Here is an 18,375-nt window from a genome sequence, read left to right as displayed (position 1 = left end):
AGTACCTTGCAATAAATAGTACCGAGTGGTATATTATGGATATAACAGGTACCGTGTATTGAACAGTACTGAAATAAGAAAGGGGGATTGTCCTTGAACGTTCAGTTTAAAAAAGGTGTGTTAGAACTGTGTGTATTGGCGCTTGTAAAACGTAAGGATTGTTATGGTTATGAACTTGTTCAGCAAATTTCAAATAAATTTTTAATATCGGAAGGTTCTGTATATCCGCTATTACGTCGTTTAACGAAAGAGGAATATTTTCAAACATATTTAAAAGAATCCACGGAAGGACCGCCCCGTAAATATTATCAACTAACAGAGCAAGGGGAGACGCAACTTCATTTGTTAGTGACTGAGTGGCGTGATTTTGCTAGAGGTGTTCAAGAAATTATTGAAGGGGTGGAATGGGATGAGTAAAGAACAGTTTCTTAAAGAATTATCAAGTCATCTTAGAAAGTTACCAGAAGAAGAGCGACAAGATATTTTATTTGATTATGAAGAGCACTTTCAGTTTGGGATGGAAGAGGGGAAAACTGAATCAGAAATAATAAAGGGGCTTGGTTCTCCGAAAGTAATTGCGAAAGACTTGCTTGCTTTGTATCGCTTTGATGAGATGAAAAAAGATCCATCGACTTCGAATGTAACAAGAGCTGTCCTGGCAGCGGTTGGACTTAGTTTGTTTAATTTTATTATTGTGTTAGGCCCATTAATTGCAATTATAGCTTTTATATTTTCCTTTTGGGTCGGTGGTATTGCTAGTGTAGTGACACCATTTTTCGTTATTGTAAAAGTATTTATGGGTACTTTTATATGGTTGGATCTTTTCGTTAGTATAACGTTTGTTGGAGTAGGTTTGTTGTTATGTATTGTAGCTTATTATAGTACGAAGTGGTTTAAAAGATTATGTGTACGCTATGTAGTATGGAACTTCAAAATGATAAAAGGGGAGTAGATGATGAAAAAAATATTATTAGTAGCTATCGCTTGTATCATTATTGGAGTAATAGGGATTTCACAAACATATAAGAAAGCAGTAGAAACTGTAGAGAAAGGAAATAAGGAAGAAGTTATTAAAAACGAAACGCTAAAAAATGTGGAAGTTAAGTTAGATGCTGGAGATATTGTTGTCCAAAAATCTCCTGATTCCTCTTTTTATGTAAAGCAAACAGGAGACGTAAGTAAACAGGAGATTCGTATTGCTGAAGATGGTGACACATTAAAAGTCATAGGGGAAATAGAAAAAGGTGTTTCATTTAATTTTTCCTTTTACAATTTCGGATTTCAAACGCCTACATTGACTATATTTGTACCAGAACGTTCTTATCAAGAGATAAAAGTAAATTCATCCGCTGGACAAATAGAAATAAGTAATGTGAAAAGTGACCGCGTAAGTGTTGAAACACTCGCCGGAGAAGTGGATTTGAAACATGTAACAGCAAAGAGTGTGGAGGGGTCTACAAAAGCTGGTGAGGTGAATTTTAAAAAAGTAATAGGGAAAGTAACAGCAAAAACGGCTAGTGGGGATATAGATATTATTGATCATGATTCTAAATATGATTTAGAGGCAAGTTCAACTGCTGGAGAGGTAGATATTACTTTATTGGAAAAACCACAAGATGCAGTTATAACTGGGCAAACCGCTGCTGGAGACGTGACAATTTTTAATGAAGACAATAAAACTATAACGATTGGTAATGGTAGTAAAAAGATTAGCGGTAAAACCGCTGCTGGAGATGTTACTATTGAAACGCGTTAATAATTAATGAAACGCATTCTTTTGAATGAACGGAAATCTATCAAAATATAAAAAGAAGATAATTACCTATATAAATAAGGGAATTATCTTCTTTTTATTATTTTTAATGTAAATCACGATATACGCCAATTACTTTTCCGATAACTGACACTTGTTTTAAAATAATAGGTTCTAGTGAAGAGTTTTCCGGTTGTAGACGGAAATAATCTTTTTCTTTATAGAAACGTTTAACAGTTGCTTCGTTATCTTCTGTTAAAGCAACTACAATTTCACCGTTGTTTGCAGACTGTTGTTGGCGAACAACAACTAAATCACCATCAAAGATACCAGCTTCAATCATGCTATCTCCAGAAATGCGTAACATAAACACTTGATCTGCTCCAGCAACGATACTTGCTGGAAGTGGGAAGTGATCTTCTACACTTTCGACTGCTGTAATCGGTAAACCGGCAGTAACTTTTCCGACGATTGGAACTTGAATAACTGACTGTGTTTCTATTCGGTTGTCACCTAAAATTTCAATTGCGCGTGGTTTTGTTGGGTCGCGTCGAATATATCCTTTTTCTTCTAGTCGTGATAAATGTCCGTGCACTGTAGAACTAGAAGCAAGGCCGACTGCTTGACCAATTTCACGTACGGAAGGTGGATATCCTTTTTCTTGTACTTTTAACTTAATAAAGTCGAGAATGTCTTGCTGGCGTTTCGTTAACTTTTCCATGTTTTCTAACACCTCGTTTTCTTTCATTTTTCTTATTATTAAGTATAACATGCGAAAAAACATTCTACAAACATAAGTTCGAACGAAAGGCAAATTTATGATACACTATAAGGAAGATATAGTGAGAAAGAAGGGTTCAAAATGAATGCAATTATTTATGCACGTGTGAGTACAACAAAAGAAGAACAGGAAACATCATTATTGCGTCAAAAAGATGAATTATTGCATTTAGCTGAGCGCTATCAAATGGATGTTACAAAGGTAATTGAGGAGCAGGCTAGCGGTTATACAATTGAACGTGATGGCATATTAGAAGTGCTAGATACAATTCGAGATGAACAAGTTGATGTACTACTTATACAAGATGAAACGCGTCTTGGTAGAGGAAATGCAAAGATTGCATTAATGCATTGTTTACATAAAGAGGGGATAAAAGTTTATACGCACACGCATAGTGGTGAATTACAGCTTTCAGATTCTGATTCGATGGTGCTAAATATAATAGGGATTGTTGAAGAGTATCAAAGAAAGATCCACAATTTAAAAATTAAACGTGGCATGCAAAGGGCGGTAGAGAAAGGATTTCGTCCAGAGAATAATTTGAAAAATCGTCATTTAAGTATAGGACGTGAGAAAAAAGAAGTGCCAATTGAGGAAATTGTACGTTTACGCCGGAATGAATTAACTTTTGAAGAAATTGCAGCAACACTTCGTGGTTTTGGTCATGATGTTTCAAAAGCAACTGTACATCGAAGGTATGTAGAATATACAAAGCAATTGCTTGATAAAGAGGACTAACTATTGTATGATAATAATCAGTTTTGAGTAGAAGGGGGATTCGAGATGCCAAGTCAAGAACTCATTGAACGCATTAACTTCTTAGCGAAAAAAGCAAAAGCTGAAGGCTTAACTGAAGAAGAACAACGTGAGCGCCAATCGCTACGTGAACAATATTTAAAAGGATTTCGTCAAAATATGTTAAACGAATTAAAAGGAATTAAAGTCGTTAACGAAGAAGGAACGGATGTTACACCGGCGAAATTAAAAGCTTTAAAAAAGCAAGAGAATGCAAAATTAAATTAAAAGATGGGCATAGCCCATCTTTTTTTATTTGTTAAATTCGTTATTTAATAACTTTCCAGTTGTGATTGACTGTTGCTTCTATCCTTTTGTGCTTCAATATATAGTTAGCGATAAGTTCAGACATATCTGTTGGTATGTCTTTTACTACTAGCTTATTTTGAAACATAAAGAAGTTCCCTCCGCCACTTGCGCGATAATTATTCATAACAACGTCATATTCTTCATTTATATTAAGGGGAGCACCTTTATACTGTAAAGATTCTACTCTCTCACCAATTGGTTTTGAAATGTTTAATACGTACGAAATCCCTTCCCACATATCGTAATTATAGTGTTGCGGCTTTGGTTCTATGTAGGTAGGGGTTACGATGATGGATCCATCTGCTTTTAATGTGAAATAAGAAGCAGAGAGTTCGAGAGCATCTTTTATATCCGCTCCGGTTAGTCTAATTACTTTTAATGTATTTGGATAAATATAATTAGAAACGATGTCACGCATTGTTACATGTTTCGAGAAACCTGGAGATGTATTATGGAACAAACTTGTGCAAGAAATTGAAACATTAGCTATATCCATCTGTATTTTATTTATGAATTCAATAAAGGGATGGTCTTGCAAACGAGTTTGCATAGCATCTGAAATTTGCATGTCCCCATAGATTACGCCAATAGGTTGATCGAGCCAATTTTGTGTTTTTTCTTCATAATCGGCAACTAAGGAAAGAATATCTTGGTCAGCCTCAATTCCTTGTACGGGCAATAATTGTGAGTAACTCTCTTTTTTCACCCATTTTTTTTCTGTTTTTTCGAATGTTACTGTTACTTTTCCAACGGAGTGTCCATTGCATCCAGTCTGTAAAATTGTTACACCATTTATTACGGTGTGAGCGATTTCCCGGTGTTGGTGGCCTGTTAGTAAAATGTCTATGCCTTCAATTTCATGGCACATTGCATATCCTTGGTTTTCACCTGTTAAAACTTCAGTCGGTACCCCAGTTTGTAAATCGCGTTCAAATCCCCCATGGTAGGCTACGACTAATAAATCGGGTTTCTCGTGTTCGCGAATGTAAGAAACCCACCTTTTTGTTGTTTCTAATGCATCTTCAAATTGTAAATCTTGAATGTGATGGGGTTGTTCCCAATTGGGAATGTAATGCGTTGTCATCCCTAAAATAGCAATTTTTATATTTGATTCAATATGTTTTATTATATATGGTTTCCCGAAATAAGGTTCTTTTCGGTTTTTATCTAAAATATTTGCTGATAGATACGGAAAGTTTGCAGTAGAAATAGCATTATTTAATATGTCCATTCCATAATTAAATTCATGATTCCCAATAACTGCAGCATCATAACGTAAATAGTTCGCTAATAAAGACATTGGATTTTTCTTATCTTCTTCATATGTAGCGTAATGATAAGTAAAGGGTGTTCCTTGTATGAAGTCACCGTTATCAATTAAAAGAACGTTTGTATTTTGGGAACGTTCTTTTTTTATAAGAGTAGAAATTTTGGCTAAACCAATTTCAGCTTGGGAGTTATCTTGGTAGTGAATTGGATAAACAGTGCCATGTATATCGCTTGTTAATAAAATGTTTAAAGTTACAATTTGATTTGGATTCAATATCATTCACCTTTTCTATTGTTATCTACTAATTAAGCATATCAAATATATGAAGAGAATTTTAATGAGAATGTATAGAATGTGTAAAGATTCTGTAAATAAGCAATTATACGTGAAAATGTGTGATATATTTCTTCATGTTTACGGAAGGCAATTTTATAACAACAAAATTGGAGGCATTAATATGTTGAAAAAAGTTTTTGCAATGAGTACGACAGTTGTACTAGCGGCCGGATTATTAAGTGGTTGTGGAACGAAAGAATCAAGTGTAAGTAAAACTGAAGATACGAAAAAAGGTTATGTACCGAAGACTTTAAATGTTCAATTTGTTCCTTCTCAAAATGCAGATACGTTAGAGGCAAAGGCAAAACCATTGGAAAAGTTATTAAGTGATAAATTAAATATTCCGGTAAAAGTTAGTATTTCAACGAATTACAATACAATTGTAGAAGCGATGGCGTCTAAGCAAGTAGATGTAGGGTTTTTACCTCCAACAGCGTATGTGCTAGCGCATGAGAAAAAGGCTGCAAACGTAATTTTACAAGCACAACGTTTTGGAGTAGATGATGAAACGGGAGCTCCTACAAAGGATTTAGTAGACTTTTATAAATCTGAGTTTGTAGTTAAGAAAGATTCAAATATTAACAGTGTAAAAGATTTAAAAGGTAAAAAAATTGGTTATCAAGATGTAACGTCATCAGCGGGGTATGTATGGCCTGCGGCTGTATTGTTAAAAGAGGGAATTGATCCGCTAAAGGATGTGAAACCTGTTACATTAAAAGGTCACGATCAGTCGCTGATTGCTCTTTTAAATGGTGATGTAGATGTATCTGTTGTATTCCAAGATGCTCGTAATATTGTGAAAAAAGATTATCCGAATATATTCGATCAAACGAAAATAGTGAAATTTACGGAAAAAATTCCAAACGATACGATTTCGGTACGTTCTGATTTAGATGCAGAGTGGAGTAAGAAATTACAGGACGCTTTCATTGAAATAGGAAAGAATGAGGAAGGGCACAAAATCATTAAAGAAGTATACTCACATGAAGGATACGTTAAATCTGATGATAGTAAATTTGATATCGTTCGTGAATACGGAAAGAAAGTAAAAACGCAATAATACATATGAAAATGGCAGCTAACTGGAAGGGGTGTAGTTTCAGTTAGTTTGCCGTTTTGAATACATAGAAGGTAGGTAAGATGTGTGATAGAGTTTCGAAATGTCTCCAAAGTGTATCCGAATGGTACAAAAGGATTGAATAATATAAATTTGAAAATTCAAAAAGGTGAGTTTGTTGTAATGGTAGGGTTATCCGGGGCTGGAAAGTCTACACTTCTCAGATCGGTAAATCGCCTTCATGAGATTACGAAAGGTGAAATCATAATAGAAGGTGAGTCTATTACTGCTGCAAAAGGAAAAGGGTTACGACGTATGCGTCGAGATATTGGTATGATTTTTCAAAGCTTTAACCTTGTAAAGCGGTCAACGGTATTGAAGAATGTATTAGCTGGACGTGTTGGGTATCATTCGACACTGCGTACAACGTTAGGTCTATTTCCAAAAGAGGATTTGGAGCTTGCATTTCAATCGTTAAAAAGAGTGAATATTTTAGAAAAAGCATATGCGAGGGCTGATGAATTATCAGGAGGACAACAGCAACGTGTATCGATTGCTAGAGCGTTGGCGCAAGAAGCGAAAATCATATTGGCAGATGAACCTGTTGCATCGTTAGATCCGTTGACAACAAAGCAAGTGCTAGATGATTTGAAAAAAATTAATGAAGATTTTGGCATTACGACAATTGTAAACTTACATTCTATTGATTTAGCTAGGCAATATGCTACACGCATTATTGGATTACATGCAGGCGAAATTGTTTTTGATGGTTCAGTAGAAGAGGCAACGGATGAAAAATTTGCTGGAATTTATGGGGACGTAGCTCAGAAAAGCGAATTATTAGAGGTGGCAGTTAAATGAATGACGTGACGATATATTCGAAATCGATACCGAAGCCGCCGAGTAAATTGAAACATATGTTAACGGCTATTCTAGTTATTTTACTTTTGTGGGGAAGTAGTGTGCAGGTCGACGCATCATTTGCAAAACTAGTAGTTGGTTTTCCTAATATGATGGATTTGCTGAAAGAGATGGTGCCGCCAGATTGGAGCTATTTTCAAGTTATTACAACAGCAATGTTAGATACAATACGCATGGCAATTATTGGGACGACTTTAGGAGCGATTTTAGCTATTCCAATTGCACTATTTGCGGCAAGTAATGTGTTTACTAGCGCATTTTTGTACAGTCCAGCTCGATTGATTTTAAATTTTATCCGGACAATACCAGATTTATTATTAGCGGCAATTTTCGTAGCTATTTTTGGAATAGGACCACTTCCAGGTATTTTGGCGCTTACTTTTTTCTCGATTGGACTCGTGGCGAAATTGTTGTATGAGTCAATTGAATCAATTGACCCAGGTCCATTAGAAGCGATGACAGCGGTAGGAGCAAATAAGGTGCAATGGATTGTTTATGGGGTAATTCCGCAAGTAAAAGCGCACTTTGTCTCCTATGTCCTTTATACATTTGAGGTGAATGTGCGTGCAGCAGCTGTTCTAGGCTTAGTAGGAGCGGGTGGTATTGGATTATATTACGATCGTACACTTGGATTTTTACAATATCAACAAACTGCTTCTATTATTATTTATACTCTTGTTGTTGTATTGTTAATTGATTATGTAAGTACATTGTTGCGGGAGAAATTATAATGAGTAAAACGACGTTAATCGTACCAAAACCGAAGAAACCGAGTGTGTATCGCTGGTTTATTTTTATAGCACTTGCATTTATTTATGTATGGGCTTTTTCAGGAGTCCCGTTAGAGGGAATAAAGGATACGGCAGGAGAAATTACAAAAGCAATTATGACAGGTGTATTGAATCCAGATTGGTCGTATGTATCTTTGCCAGATGGTGAAGATTTATTACATGGTTTGATTGATACGTTGGCAATTGCGATATTAGGTACATTTATTTCTGCCTTTTTATCTGTTCCATTCGCTTTTTGGGCGGCAACGAATATGAGCAGTGGAAAATTAACTTCAGGAACTGGGAAATTTGTACTTAGTTTTGTTCGTACATTTCCGGAATTAGTTATGGCACTTTTATTTATAAAAGCTGTTGGACCAGGCTCTTTTGCCGGAGTTCTAGCTTTAGGATTACACTCTATCGGAATGTTAGGGAAATTATATTCAGAAGGAATTGAAAATATAGATAAGGGACCGACGGAAGCGTTAATAGCTACAGGTGCGAATCGCTTCCAAATACTTTGGTATGCAGTATTACCACAAGTATTACCGGATTTTCTATCGTATACGTTATACAGGTTCGAAATTAATGTGCGATCCGCTGCTATTTTAGGTGTTATTGGAGCAGGCGGGATTGGTACGCCTCTAATTTTTGCACTGAGTTCACGCAATTGGTCTCGTGTTGGGATTATTTTATTGGGTATTATTTTAATGGTAATTATCATTGATTTCATTTCAAGTTCGATACGGAAGAAAATTGTATAATTTATTTTAAGCACCTATAAAAGGTGCTTTTTTATATAATAAGAATAATAAATGTGAGCAATAGGGGGGGATAATTTGGCTTTACAGCACGAGTTTGTATTTGTTTCGAATGAAAAAAAAGGGTTGGATTTTATAGGTATAGATTGGATTGAACTTTGTTTTCTATATAAAGAAGAGGCAACGATAGATGAGTGTGTTGTATTAAGTGATGAGCTAATCGTATATCTATTAGATTTTACCCATTGGATTCCGACCTATTATCCAGCGAAAAGAGCAGAAGGATTTGGAATTCACTATTATGGTATTACGAAAATAGAACAGCAGGGGGCAGTGATAGCAGAACAGTTACTTTGTTCGCTAGTTAACATGTTTTCTCTAGCGCCAGAAACAATCGAACTGACAGGGCAGTTTCAATGGGGAAATGATAATAATACGGATGGAGAATATGAAAGATACGTATTTGATCGAGATAAATTATGCCAAGATTTAAATTCTTTTATTCGTTTGCTTTGCAGAGTGAAAAATGGGGAAGGATATATTTTGCATTATGGAATTTGAAAATGATGAATAAATATACAGATAATTCCCTTTCTTTTTAAAATAAAAACAATGAAAAAGTATGTCATATTGAATACCCATACATTCCCGAAATCATTGATTTTTTTATGAAAAACCAAAAAAATATCAACATATTTGTCGATACATGTTGTATAATCTTGCGTGGGAAGCTATCATATAAATGTATAAAACGTTTACTAACATACGCGAAGGGAAGAATAGCATGTCACATTCAATCGAACAACTTTCTATCAACACGATTCGCACATTATCCATTGATGCGATTGAAAAAGCAAACTCTGGTCACCCAGGAATGCCAATGGGTGCAGCACCAATGGCTTATACATTATGGACTCAATTTATGAAACACAATCCAAATAACCCAACGTGGTTTAACCGCGATCGTTTCGTATTATCTGCAGGTCATGGTTCAATGTTACTATACAGCCTACTTCATCTATCTGGTTATGACTTAACAATGGATGACTTAAAGAACTTCCGTCAATGGGGAAGCAAAACTCCAGGACATCCTGAGTATGGTCACACAGCAGGTGTAGACGCAACAACTGGTCCACTTGGACAAGGTATTGCAACAGCTGTTGGTATGGCGATGGCTGAAAGACATTTAGCAGCAAAGTATAACCGTGATGCGTACAATGTAGTAGATCATCATACATACGCTATTTGTGGTGATGGCGATTTAATGGAAGGCGTTTCTGCTGAAGCATCTTCATTAGCTGCTCATTTACAATTAGGTCGTCTTGTTGTGCTTTACGATTCAAACGATATTTCATTAGATGGCGATTTAAACCGCTCATTCTCTGAAAGTGTAGAAGATCGTTACAAAGCATACGGCTGGCAAGTAATCCGTGTTGAGGATGGAAACGATATTGAAGCAATTGCAAAAGCAATTGAAGAAGCAAAAGCTGACGAAAAACGCCCAACGCTAATTGAAGTAAGAACGACAATTGGTTTCGGTTCTCCAAACAAATCAGGAAAATCAGCTTCACACGGTTCTCCACTTGGTGTAGACGAAACAAAATTAACGAAAGAAGCATATGCTTGGACTGCTGAACAAGATTTCCATGTAGCAGAAGAAGTATATGACAACTTCCGTAAAACAGTACAAGATGCTGGTGAGACTGCACAAGCTGCATGGAACACGATGCTCGGTGAATATGCACAAGCATATCCAGAATTAGCAAACGAGCTGCAAGCAGCAATGAATGGTCTTCTTCCAGAAGGTTGGGAACAAAGCTTACCAACTTATGAATTAGGATCAAAAGCAGCAACACGTAATTCTTCAGGTGCTGTAATTAATGCTATTGCAGAGTCTGTACCATCATTCTTTGGTGGATCAGCTGACCTTGCTGGTTCTAACAAAACATACATGAATAACGAAAAAGACTTCACAAGAGCTGATTACAGCGGTAAAAACATTTGGTACGGTGTTCGTGAGTTTGCGATGGGTGCAGCAATGAACGGTATTGCACTACATGGCGGTTTAAAAACTTACGGTGGTACGTTCTTCGTATTCTCTGACTACTTACGTCCAGCAATTCGTCTTGCAGCATTAATGCAATTGCCTGTAACGTATGTATTCACACACGACAGTATCGCTGTTGGTGAAGATGGTCCAACGCATGAGCCGGTTGAACAATTAGCAGCACTTCGTGCAATGCCAAATGTTTCTGTTATTCGTCCAGCTGACGGTAACGAATCTGTTGCAGCTTGGAGATTAGCTTTAGAATCTACAAAAACACCAACTGCATTAGTGTTAACTCGTCAAGATCTTCCGACATTAGAAGGTGCAAAAGACGATACTTATGAAAAAGTAGCAAAAGGTGCATATGTAGTTTCTGCAAGCAAGAAAGAAACGGCTGATGTAATCCTACTTGCAACTGGATCTGAAGTAAGTTTAGCAATCGAAGCGCAAAAAGCTTTAGCAGCAGACGGCGTTGATGCAGCTGTTGTTAGCATGCCATCTATGGATCGCTTTGAAGCTCAAACTGCTGAGTACAAAGAATCTGTACTACCAAAAGCAGTAACGAAACGTTTCGCAATTGAAATGGGTGCTACATTCGGATGGCACCGTTACGTAGGTCTTGATGGAGATGTACTAGGTATCGACACATTCGGTGCTTCTGCTCCTGGTGAGAAGATTATGGAAGAGTATGGATTTACTGTAGAGAACGTTGTTCGCAAAGTAAAAGAAATGCTTTAATGATTTTAGAAAAATCTCTCCAGCATGGGGAGATTTTTCTATGTAATTGAGTTTTTTCGACAGGAAAAGTTTTTTCTCTCTCCGTAGTCAGACAATCATTGCAAATTTTTTCTTATATAATGTAGGGAAAAGGTTGTCCAGATCGGGAGGGGAAAAAATGAAAACGTATGAATTGTATTTAATTCAAGAGGATATTGCGAAAGCTTACTTTGGTCGTGAATATTTGTTTTTTGATTTATTTGCTCGATTTTCAGAATCTGGGTCCCTTTCGGAGAAGAAAGTATTATATAAACAAATGACGTATATTACGATGCCATTACAAGTAATGAAACTTCAGCATAAATTAGAACAAGCTTTGCATGTTCTTGGCAAATATGAAAGAACACATCATACTCATACGCTCTATACAGGAGCCGAATATGGCGAAATAATGGTGAAACCACAATATATTCGAATGAATACTTCTGGAAATGTATCCATGGAAACAACCTTCTTTGAGGTGCTTAGAAAGTGTGAGTTAACATTTTTAGCGATGGATTATGAAAATAAAAAGTACGGATGGTTAAATCCTCTCAAACAAGTACGAACATATGTGTAAAAAATGTCGAATAGTATCTTGTCTTATTGAAAAGGTTTTAGTACACTGTAAGGTAGACAACATGAAGGAGGAAAAGATATGCCAATGTGGTTAGGTATTCTAGTGGGCGTAGTAGCACTAGTAGCAGGCGTGGCGTTAGGATTTTTCATTGCCCGCAAATATATGATGAATTACTTACAAAAAAATCCACCAATTAACGAACAAATGTTAAAAATGATGATGATGCAAATGGGACAAAAACCTTCCCAAAAGAAAATCAATCAAATGATGAGCGCGATGAATAAGCAACAAACAAAATAAGCGCCAAAGGGCACTCTTACCGAGTGCCCTTTTCTTTTGGATATAAAAGATATTTAAAACTTTTAAAAATTCTGTATTTTTGATAAACTGAAAATATCGCTCATTTTAAGGGAGGAGGATAAATATGAAAGTATTTTTTAATTTAGCTTGGTTTTTTAAACAAGAAAAACGAGCGTACATAATTGGAATTATTATGTTATTTGGTGTCGCGCTTCTTGAACTTGTAGCGCCAAGGGTACTAGGAATTGTAGTAGATGAAATTAATAATGGAACATTAACGTCTGAAAAATTGTTGAACTGGGTTATTCTATTAGTAGTTGTAGGAATGACGATGTATATATTACGTTACTTATGGCGTATTATGATTTTTGGATCTTCTTTAAAACTAGCTCGTCAATTGCGAAAGAATTTATATGAACATTTTACAAAGATGAGCCCATCCTTTTATCAATCACGTCGTACGGGCGATTTGATGGCACATGCGACAAATGATATTCAGGCGATTCAGCAAACTGCTGGGTCAGGTGTGTTAACACTCGTTGATTCATTAGCTGTTGGAGGATGTGTACTCGTAGCGATGGGGTTTACAATTAGCTGGAAGTTAACGTTATTAAGTTTAATTCCGATGCCAATTGTAGCTATTTCTACAAATTATTATGGAACTTTATTGCATAGAAGATTTCATAAAGCGCAGCAATCGTTTTCTGAAATCAATGATAAAGTACAAGAAAGTATGAGTGGGATGAAGGTAATTCGCTCACTTGGACAAGAGAAAGAGGATTTACAAGCATTTCGGAAAAAATCGGAAGATGTCGTACATAAAAATATGTTAGTTGCACGTATTGACTCGTTATTCGATCCAACGATTTCCTTAATTGTCGGATTTTCATTTTTAATCGCAATTTGTTACGGATCATTATTAGTCGTACGGGGTGAATTAACTGTAGGGGAATTGGTAACATTTACAACATACTTAGGGACTCTTGTATGGCCAATGTTAGCTTTTGGATGGCTATTTAATATTATGGAGCGTGGACGTGCTTCGTATGATCGTGTGGAGAAAATACTTTCACAAACTTCGGATGTAGTGAATAAGGAAAATGCTATACATGCTATAGCAAGTGGTGATGTCTCGTTTGCTGTTGATTCGTTTTCTTATAAAAAGAATGAACTATTAAACTTAAAAGATATTTACTTTAATTTAAGAAAAGGTGAAACGTTAGGAGTTGTCGGGCGTACCGGTGCAGGGAAGACGACGTTATTAAAATGTTTAATTCGCGAGTATGACCACTTTAATGGTGAATTAAAAGTTGGTGAGCGGGATATTCGAGATTTAACACTTCACGGTGTACGCTCTGCAATTTCATACGTACCGCAAGATCATTTTTTATTTTCAGCGAGTATTGGGGAGAACATTGCTTTTGGAAAGGCCGATGCTACATATAAAGAAATTAGCAGGGCTGCGGAGATTGCTTGTATTCATAATGATATTATTCAATTTTCGGAAGGATATGACACGGTAGTAGGTGAAAGAGGGGTTTCGCTATCAGGAGGCCAAAAACAGCGGATTTCAATTGCACGTGCGTTATTAACGAATGCTGAAATTTTAATTTTAGATGATTGTTTATCAGCTGTAGATGCAAAAACAGAAGAAACTATATTAACTGCATTGAAACGAGAAAGAGCAGAAAAAACGACGATTATTACTGCGCACCGTTTAAGTGCGATTCAGCATGCAAATCTTATTCTTGTTATTGATGAAGGTAAGGTTATGCAGCGAGGAACACATGAACAACTAATGAACGAAAATGGTTGGTATAAAGAAATGTATGAAAGCCAGCAGTTAGAGGCGTTGGTAGAGAAAGGAGGTGTATGATGGCTGAGAAAAAGCGGAGTGATTTAAGGAGATTGCTTTCTTATATGAGACCATATAAAGGGTTATTAGCATTAGCATTTTTATTTCTAGTTGGTGCAACTGTAACTGAAATGATGGGTCCTTTTTTAATTAAACAATTTCTTGATGAACACTTAGTACCACGTAACTTTGAACAATCAGCACTTGTAACTCTATTTGTAGTGTATATTATTGCTCACTTATTAAAAGTATTATTTACGTATTTAGACTTATTGTACTTTCAAAATATCGCTTTTAAGATTGTTCAAGATATGCGAGTTGAAGTGTATGACCATGTTCAAAAATTGTCATTAAGTTTCTTTGATCGTACGCCGATTGGTACACTTGTATCTCGTATAACGAATGATACGGAAGCGATTAAGGATTTTTATGTTAGTGTACTATCAACATTCGTGAAAAATGTAGTCTTTTTAGTGGGGATTTTAGTAGCGATGTTTTTACTAGATGTAAAATTAGCGCTATTCTCTCTCATATTAATTCCAATTATGTTTGCGATTATGGTGCTGTATCGACGGAAAAGTGCAGCTTTTTATTTAGAGGTACGTAATCAACTGAGTGTATTAAATGCAAAGTTAAATGAGTCCATTCAAGGGATGAATATTGTTCAAGTGTTCCGGCAAGAAAAGCGGATGAGAAAAGAGTTTGAAGAAGTGAACAACAAGCATTATAGTGCTGGACGTCGTACATTGAAATTAGATGCATTACTTTTACGTCCAGCAACAGATCTTGTTCATATTGTAGCAATTGCGTTAGTTCTTGGTTTATTTGGAATTGACGCTTTAAAGAGTCCTGTTGAAGTAGGGGTTTTATATGCTTTCGTTAATTATATTCATCGTTTCTTCCAGCCGGTAAATGAGATGATGATGAAACTATCTTTCTTCCAACAAGCGCTCGTTTCATCATCGCGTGTATTTCATTTAATGGACGATAAAGATTTAGCTCCTGTTCAAATGGGGAGTGAAAATCCACGAGTAGTTAACGGGGAAATTCAGTTTAAAGATGTTACTTTTTCATATGATGGAAAGCGTGACGTTTTAAAAAATGTATCTTTTCACGTAAAGCCAGGGCAAACGGTTGCTTTCGTTGGACACACTGGTAGTGGTAAGAGTACAATTATGAATTTATTAATGAGATTTTACAATATTAAATCAGGTAATATTGTAATAGACGGAGTGGGTTTAGAGAAGTTTGAAGAACAAGAAATTCGAAAGAAAATTGGTCTTGTGCTGCAAGATGCATTTTTATTTGCTGGAAATGTAAAGCAAAACATTCGTATGTATAATGAAGAGATAACGGATGAAGAGATAGAAGAAGCAGCGCGATTTGTGCAAGCGAATACGTTTATTGAAAAATTACCAGAGAAATATGATACAGAAGTAGTCGAAAGAGGAGCTGCGTTTTCTAGTGGTCAAAGGCAATTAATTGCTTTTGCTAGAACGATAGCAACTAATCCGAAAGTATTAGTGTTAGATGAAGCGACGGCAAATATTGATACAGAAACAGAGGAGGCGATCCAAACGGCATTGCAGCAAATGCGAAAAGGTAGAACAACGATAGCGATTGCACACAGATTGTCTACAATCCAAGATGCGGATCAAATATTTGTTATGCATGAAGGGGAAATCATAGAAAGAGGAACACATCAAGAATTGCTTAGTGAACAAGGACTTTACTACAATATGTACTTACTACAAAATAAAGGGAGTTTGCAACAGGCCTTGTAATTATAAGGTCTGTTTTTAATTCATTGAAGTAGTAGAAGTATGCAATGAAATTTCTTGTGGACAATAAAGTGGTATTTTGCTTAAGGTGCTTTTTTATGAAAAATATATAATTTTTACAAAGTATATATTGATAACATAGTATAATGTATTTGATATATGTTTAAAAATAATCGGAAATGAAATAAAGGAGTAATAATATGGAGTATGTGCTAATAGGTGGGATTTTAATATTATTAGCTGTAGTGTTTGTACTGTTTTATAAAAATAAACAGTTAGAATCAGAGAGTCAGCAAGTAGAGTTTGAAAAAAAACAAGCGATTGAAACGTATGAAAGTGAGATTGCAGCTACGATTACAGAGCATAAAGAACAACAGGATACTTTAAAGAATATGGAACAGAAAAAATATAATGATTTACAAGTGAATACAGCTAGAGAACTTGAAAATATGCGTATGATGAAAAATCAATTGGCTGTTCAACATAGTAAAGAACGTAGTGAAATACAAGATAAGCATAGTAATGAAATACATATGTTTCAAAATTTAATTGCGGATTTACGAGAATATACCAAAAATGGTGCTGAAGTGAATGCACATGAAACATTACATTATATGAAGCGAGGTTTCGTTGAGCAAGGAATAATACTAGAAGAAGAGTTTCATATTATACCGAACGTTTTTATGATACGCAATAAATATAGAGATAAACGTGACATAAATGATAATCGAATCCATCACCTCATCTTATGTAAAACTGGCATTTATCTACTTGAGACGAAAGAATGGACGGGGACATTAATTCATGGTTTAACGAGAGAAAATGCTGGTGTATGTTCATTTATGATGGAGGAAATTGGTAAGTATCAACATGAAATGGAAAAAGAAGAGACGTTTGAATTTATTACGGAGGGAACTTCATTAACTATGCAAGTAAGAAATGAAGGGAATCCAGCATATAAAGCGAAAATACTATCTCAAACTTTATATAATTGTTTGGAAGAAATGCAAGTAGATATTGTAAAGGAAAAAGTAAAACCGATTGTATATTTTGAAAATGAAAGCGGAAAAGAAGTTATTGATCTTTCTAATGAAGAATTGCCGAGATTTAAAGATAGAGAGCAAATTGTAACGTTTTTCAGAAATGAAGTTTTAACAAGTAAAGTAATATATACAGCACGAGAACTACAAAAGCTTAGAGATATGATTGGTCAGATGAATTATGTTGCGAAGTGAAAAATAAAGTAGGGGTGTTGAATGAATGGAGAAAGGTAAAAGCGCTATATTGAGGGGGATATTATACATTTATTTTTGTTTGTATATATTAATGTATATTACGTTTATTTTTGTTATTGATATGGTTCATGTGTCATTGAGTGTAATGAGTATTTTTTTGGTAGTAATGCCTTTTGTCCTATTAGTTATTATTCAAAAGTTTAGCTTGCATGTTTCTGCAAAACGTAATAAGGGTAAGAAACAACTGTTTACTGTAATGATGGTGGGGCTCATTCCATTAATAGTGTGCATCGTACAATTAAGTATAAATGCATACACTTCAAATTTTAATCAGGATCGATGGTTAAATTATAAAGAAAAACGGGTATATATGGTAGATAACTTATTGGAAGAACATAAAATGATAGGGAAATCAAACGAGGAAATTACAAAATTGTTAGGGGCCCCCACGGAAACAAGAAGTTGGGAAAAGGGAATTACTACTTTGTATTATCTTGGGAATGAACGTGGTTTTATTTCTATAGATAGTGAATGCCTTGTATTGCAATTTGATAGAGATGGAAGAGTAATAGAATATAAGGTGCAACGAGATTAAAATATTGAGGGAAGAAGCTATATCTTTTATAGCTTCTTTTTTATTGTTTAATTTGTTTTAGAAGGGGCATGAATTGTTGAATGGAATAAGGAATGAAAGCGGAGGTGATGCATATATTTAGAGGTATTGGGTAGTTTTTTATAATTTTGTATAAAATGAAAAGGAGGTAGGGCGGTGAAAGCGATACCGACTGATGTCCTGAGTAAGGAATTGATGGAAAGAGAAGGGGTTATATCTATTACAGTGATGGAATTTGAAAAGATAGAAGTGGCCGGAGTAGTTGTTTCTGGTCCGGCTGTTATTTTGATTAATCAAGAGTAAGTACATAGTATCAATATAGAAAAGTAGAAAGAGCATCCATTTAGGGTGCTTTTTGTTTGTATAGAAGTGCGCATATGATAGATAATTGGAGGGGGAATATGTGGCAATGATTATGACACCGATACTAGCTGAGTGTATGTTGTTAGTAGAGT

The 18,375-nt window shown here is 35.5% G+C and carries 20 protein-coding genes; 18 read left to right on the top strand and 2 right to left on the bottom strand.

Annotated features, from left to right (window positions below; all coding sequences use genetic code 11):
- Nucleotides 1–93 precede the first annotated feature (93 nt).
- The 3 genes from V7038_RS22965 to V7038_RS22955 are packed head-to-tail and all read left to right on the top strand — an operon-like array spanning nucleotide 94 to nucleotide 1,756.
- Nucleotides 94–417, top strand: a complete 324-nt coding sequence (locus V7038_RS22965) for a PadR family transcriptional regulator (RefSeq protein WP_070146821.1) — start codon at nucleotides 94–96, stop codon at nucleotides 415–417.
- Complete coding sequence (locus V7038_RS22960; protein ID WP_002111217.1) at nucleotides 410–952, top strand: DUF1700 domain-containing protein; 543 nt, start codon at nucleotides 410–412, stop codon at nucleotides 950–952. The genes V7038_RS22965 and V7038_RS22960 overlap by 8 nt, the downstream gene beginning before the upstream one ends.
- A gap of 3 nt (nucleotides 953–955) precedes the next feature.
- The gene (locus V7038_RS22955; protein WP_002111216.1) at nucleotides 956–1,756 is read left to right on the top strand and encodes a DUF4097 family beta strand repeat-containing protein; all 801 of its coding nucleotides are present in this window, start codon (nucleotides 956–958) and stop codon (nucleotides 1,754–1,756) included.
- A gap of 103 nt (nucleotides 1,757–1,859) precedes the next feature.
- Here V7038_RS22955 and lexA read toward each other — a convergent pair whose 3' ends face one another.
- Nucleotides 1,860–2,474: a transcriptional repressor LexA gene (gene lexA, locus V7038_RS22950; protein ID WP_002111215.1), complete on the bottom strand. Its 615-nt coding sequence runs from the start codon at nucleotides 2,472–2,474 to the stop codon at nucleotides 1,860–1,862.
- Nucleotides 2,475–2,615: 141 nt separating this feature from the next.
- Here lexA and V7038_RS22945 point away from each other — a divergent pair, with 141 nt between their 5' ends.
- The gene (locus tag V7038_RS22945; RefSeq protein ID WP_002111214.1) at nucleotides 2,616–3,272 is read left to right on the top strand and encodes a YneB family resolvase-like protein; all 657 of its coding nucleotides are present in this window, start codon (nucleotides 2,616–2,618) and stop codon (nucleotides 3,270–3,272) included.
- A 45-nt stretch (nucleotides 3,273–3,317) separates the two neighbouring features.
- The gene (locus V7038_RS22940; protein ID WP_002111213.1) at nucleotides 3,318–3,557 is read left to right on the top strand and encodes a DUF896 domain-containing protein; all 240 of its coding nucleotides are present in this window, start codon (nucleotides 3,318–3,320) and stop codon (nucleotides 3,555–3,557) included.
- Nucleotides 3,558–3,597: 40 nt separating this feature from the next.
- Here V7038_RS22940 and V7038_RS22935 read toward each other — a convergent pair whose 3' ends face one another.
- Nucleotides 3,598–5,181: a bifunctional metallophosphatase/5'-nucleotidase gene (locus V7038_RS22935; protein WP_070146820.1), complete on the bottom strand. Its 1,584-nt coding sequence runs from the start codon at nucleotides 5,179–5,181 to the stop codon at nucleotides 3,598–3,600.
- A gap of 184 nt (nucleotides 5,182–5,365) precedes the next feature.
- Here V7038_RS22935 and V7038_RS22930 point away from each other — a divergent pair, with 184 nt between their 5' ends.
- The 13 genes from V7038_RS22930 to V7038_RS22870 all read left to right on the top strand — a co-directional run bounded on the left by V7038_RS22930 (nucleotide 5,366) and on the right by V7038_RS22870 (nucleotide 18,223).
- Nucleotides 5,366–6,304, top strand: coding sequence for a phosphate/phosphite/phosphonate ABC transporter substrate-binding protein (locus V7038_RS22930; protein WP_070146819.1), 939 nt, complete (start codon nucleotides 5,366–5,368; stop codon nucleotides 6,302–6,304).
- An 84-nt stretch (nucleotides 6,305–6,388) separates the two neighbouring features.
- Nucleotides 6,389–7,162: a phosphonate ABC transporter ATP-binding protein gene (phnC, locus tag V7038_RS22925; protein ID WP_070146818.1), complete on the top strand. Its 774-nt coding sequence runs from the start codon at nucleotides 6,389–6,391 to the stop codon at nucleotides 7,160–7,162.
- Entirely contained in the window at nucleotides 7,159–7,953 is a 795-nt protein-coding gene (gene phnE, locus V7038_RS22920) for a phosphonate ABC transporter, permease protein PhnE (protein WP_002160868.1), read from the top strand. Before phnC ends, phnE (V7038_RS22920) begins: the two co-directional genes overlap by 4 nt.
- Nucleotides 7,953–8,756, top strand: coding sequence for a phosphonate ABC transporter, permease protein PhnE (phnE, locus tag V7038_RS22915; RefSeq protein WP_002111208.1), 804 nt, complete (start codon nucleotides 7,953–7,955; stop codon nucleotides 8,754–8,756). Before phnE (V7038_RS22920) ends, phnE (V7038_RS22915) begins: the two co-directional genes overlap by 1 nt.
- Nucleotides 8,757–8,831: 75 nt before the next feature.
- Nucleotides 8,832–9,314, top strand: coding sequence for a coproporphyrinogen III oxidase (locus V7038_RS22910; protein WP_070139815.1), 483 nt, complete (start codon nucleotides 8,832–8,834; stop codon nucleotides 9,312–9,314).
- Nucleotides 9,315–9,537: 223 nt separating this feature from the next.
- Nucleotides 9,538–11,538 (top strand): transketolase, encoded by a 2,001-nt coding sequence (tkt, locus tag V7038_RS22905; RefSeq protein ID WP_002111206.1) that lies wholly within the window; start codon nucleotides 9,538–9,540, stop codon nucleotides 11,536–11,538.
- 157 nt (nucleotides 11,539–11,695) lie between these two features.
- Nucleotides 11,696–12,136, top strand: a complete 441-nt coding sequence (gene sirA / locus V7038_RS22900; RefSeq protein WP_070128874.1) for a sporulation inhibitor of replication protein SirA — start codon at nucleotides 11,696–11,698, stop codon at nucleotides 12,134–12,136.
- A gap of 78 nt (nucleotides 12,137–12,214) precedes the next feature.
- The gene (locus V7038_RS22895; RefSeq protein ID WP_001132292.1) at nucleotides 12,215–12,436 is read left to right on the top strand and encodes a YneF family protein; all 222 of its coding nucleotides are present in this window, start codon (nucleotides 12,215–12,217) and stop codon (nucleotides 12,434–12,436) included.
- 124 nt (nucleotides 12,437–12,560) lie between these two features.
- Nucleotides 12,561–14,312, top strand: a complete 1,752-nt coding sequence (locus tag V7038_RS22890) for an ABC transporter transmembrane domain-containing protein (protein ID WP_002199639.1) — start codon at nucleotides 12,561–12,563, stop codon at nucleotides 14,310–14,312.
- Nucleotides 14,312–16,075, top strand: coding sequence for an ABC transporter ATP-binding protein (locus V7038_RS22885; protein WP_070139814.1), 1,764 nt, complete (start codon nucleotides 14,312–14,314; stop codon nucleotides 16,073–16,075). The genes V7038_RS22890 and V7038_RS22885 overlap by 1 nt, the downstream gene beginning before the upstream one ends.
- Before the next feature lie 197 nt (nucleotides 16,076–16,272).
- Nucleotides 16,273–17,307, top strand: a complete 1,035-nt coding sequence (locus V7038_RS22880; RefSeq protein WP_070139813.1) for a nuclease-related domain-containing protein — start codon at nucleotides 16,273–16,275, stop codon at nucleotides 17,305–17,307.
- Between the two features lie 25 nt (nucleotides 17,308–17,332).
- A complete protein-coding gene (locus V7038_RS22875) occupies nucleotides 17,333–17,902 on the top strand; it encodes a hypothetical protein (RefSeq protein WP_070139812.1) in 570 nt (189 codons plus the stop codon).
- 174 nt (nucleotides 17,903–18,076) lie between these two features.
- Entirely contained in the window at nucleotides 18,077–18,223 is a 147-nt protein-coding gene (locus V7038_RS22870; protein ID WP_002111200.1) for a BC1881 family protein, read from the top strand.
- Nucleotides 18,224–18,375 lie beyond the last annotated feature (152 nt).

The sequence above is a fragment of the Bacillus sp. JJ783 genome (assembly GCF_036963225.1).
Classification (GTDB): Bacteria; Bacillota; Bacilli; order Bacillales; family Bacillaceae_G; genus Bacillus_A; species Bacillus_A cereus_U.
Note: the sequence above shows the minus strand (reverse complement) of the source record. Positions and strands in the feature narration are given on the sequence as shown.